This window comes from Ferruginibacter sp., assembly GCF_014377975.1.
In the GTDB taxonomy this organism is placed as follows: domain Bacteria; phylum Bacteroidota; class Bacteroidia; order Chitinophagales; family Chitinophagaceae; genus Ferruginibacter.
The window spans coordinates 1-2501 of record NZ_JACMOO010000315.1; the positions used below are offsets into that span (position 1 = coordinate 1).

3 protein-coding genes are annotated in these 2501 nt (G+C 36.6%); all 3 read left to right on the forward strand.

The annotated features are described in order from the left end of the window. A partial coding sequence (locus H7254_RS15890) for a VCBS repeat-containing protein (RefSeq protein WP_301933900.1) occupies positions 1-382 on the forward strand: 382 nt, incomplete at its 5' end. A gap of 3 nt (positions 383-385) precedes the next feature. After that, complete coding sequence (locus tag H7254_RS15895; RefSeq protein WP_301933901.1) at positions 386-991, forward strand: hypothetical protein; 606 nt, start codon at positions 386-388, stop codon at positions 989-991. 19 nt (positions 992-1010) lie between these two features. Further along, a partial coding sequence (locus tag H7254_RS15900; RefSeq protein WP_301933902.1) for a VCBS repeat-containing protein occupies positions 1011-2501 on the forward strand: 1491 nt, incomplete at its 3' end.

Sequence of the window (2501 nt, forward strand, 5' to 3'; positions counted from 1 at the left end):
GGTAAAACTGGAAGCAAAGGAAATGCGGAGCAGTGTATTACTAAACAACAGAAATGGCACGTTCACGCTAAAGCCGTTGCCAACCGAAGCCCAGTTTAGTACAGTAAGCGGCATAGCGGTAAGTGATTATGATGGCGATGGCAAACAGGATATCTTACTGGGCGGAAATTTTTACCAGAGCAAACCGGAGGTAGGTATCTACGATGCCAGTTATGGTTTACTGCTTAAAGGCGATGGTAAAGGTAATTTTAAAGCAATGCACGCTAACAAATCAGGCTTCTTTTTAAAGGGAGCAGTTAGAGATATCATTACCATAAAAAGTAAAAAGAAAGACCTGGTAATTGTAGCAAGAAATAATGATCAACCAAAAATATTTCAATAAGATATGAACAGGATTAATAAAAAGTATTTGATTTATTTATCTGCAATAGCAGTAATTTTTATTTATAGTTGCACAACAACAGGCGAAGAAAAATACCATAAACTTGTAAAGCAGGAACTGGCAAAAGGAACAAAAGTTGACAGCCTCTTTTTAGGGATCAGCTTTGGCATGACGAGTAAAACTTTTTTCGGTTATTGCTGGGAGTTAAATAAAAAAGGAATTATTTCAGATGGGTCTAACAATACAATGGTATTGTATAAAGTTGATTCCGGATTGAAGTATCCTGCCAGTATGAATTTTTACCCTGATTTTATAGACAATAAGATTTCTAATATGAGGGTAACTTTTCAATACAATGCCTGGGCTCCGTGGAATAAAGCACAGTTTGCAGATTCCTTGTTACCCGATTTGCTACACCTATATAAAAAATGGTATCCTGCCGGTAATGATTTTATTGCGCTTACAAATAAAGAAAGAAAAACTATCTACGTAAAGGTTGATGGTAACCGCAGAATAACTTTGGGCAAATATGATGATATGATTGTGAAGGTTGATTTTACTGACCTGTTAATTGAAGAAAAGATAAAAAATCAACATGGGATCAAGTGAGTTTATAAATAATAATTCAGTGAAAAGTAGTAATAAATATTTGCTGTATTTGCTATCAATACTGTTTTTTTTTACAGCCTGCAAACACACAGAAAAGGCAGTACCCAAATTGTTTGATCAGCTCCCTGCTGATTCAACCGGTATTAATTTTACCAATCAATTACCAGTTGATGATCAGTTTAATATTTTCACCTATCGTAACTTTTACAACGGCTGCGGAGTTGCGTTAGGCGACATCAACAATGATGGTTTGATTGATATTTTTTTTACGGCCAATGTGCTGCCTAACCGCCTTTTTTTAAACAAAGGCAATTTTAAATTTGAAGACATTACCGCAAAATCAGGGATTCAAAAAAAATCAAAATGGTCCACCGGTGTAAGCATGGTTGATGTAAACGGCGATGGCTTTTTAGATATCTATGTTTGTAACAGCGGAGATATAAAAGGCGACAATAAACAAAACGAATTGTACATCAATAATGGCAATAGTACATTTACTGAAAGAGCAGAAGAATATGGGCTGGCAGTCAAAGGATTTTCTACCCATGCTGCTTTCTTTGATTATGATCATGATGGGGATTTGGATATGTTCCTGTTAAGCAATTCTTTTAAACCGATCGGTAGTTTTAATCTACAGCAAAACGAACGCAATATAAGAGATTCAATGGGTGGCCATAAACTATTTCGCAATGATGGTGGACATTTTACAGATGTTAGCGCAGCAGCAGGTATTTATGGAAGCGTTATTGGATTTGGATTGGGGGTTACAGTTGGTGATGTAAACAATGATGGTTGGCAGGACATTTACGTATCCAACGATTTTTTTGAAAGGGATTATTTATACATCAATAACAAAAACGGAACATTTAAAGAAGTACTGGAAAACCAGATGCACAGCATTAGTAATGCCTCTATGGGTGCCGATATGGGAGATATCAATAACGATGGCCATCCTGATATTTTTGTTACCGAAATGTTGCCGGAGCTGGAGTCCCGTATTAAAGTAAATACCACTTTTGAAAACTGGGATAAATACACCCTTGATCTGAAGTATGACTACTGGAACCAATTTACCAGAAATACCTTACAGTTAAACAATGGTAACAACACTTTTAGTGAGATAGGTCGCCTTGCAGGGGTGCATGCCACAGACTGGAGTTGGGGTGCATTAATAACTGATTTGAATAATGATGGGTACAAAGATATTTTTATTGCCAACGGTATCTACAAAGATCTTACCAACGAAGATTACATACAATACATTTCCAACTATGAAGTAATGAATGGCATAATGTCAAGTAAGGATAAAGATAAAAGTGCTTTTAAGAAGTTAATAGATTTAATGCCTTCGAACCCACTATCCAACTATGCATATAGCAACAATGGGGACTTAACGTTTACAAACAAAGCCAAAGAGTGGGGCTTAGACGCACCCGGGTTCAGCAATGGTTCGGCTTATGCCGATCTTGACAATGATGGGGATCTTGATTTGGTAGTAAACAACGTAAAC

Excerpts from the sequence above, each read along its gene's own strand:
- H7254_RS15895 (WP_301933901.1), top strand. The coding sequence starts at position 386 with ATGAACAGGATTAATAAAAAGTATTTGATTTATTTATCTGCAATAGCA.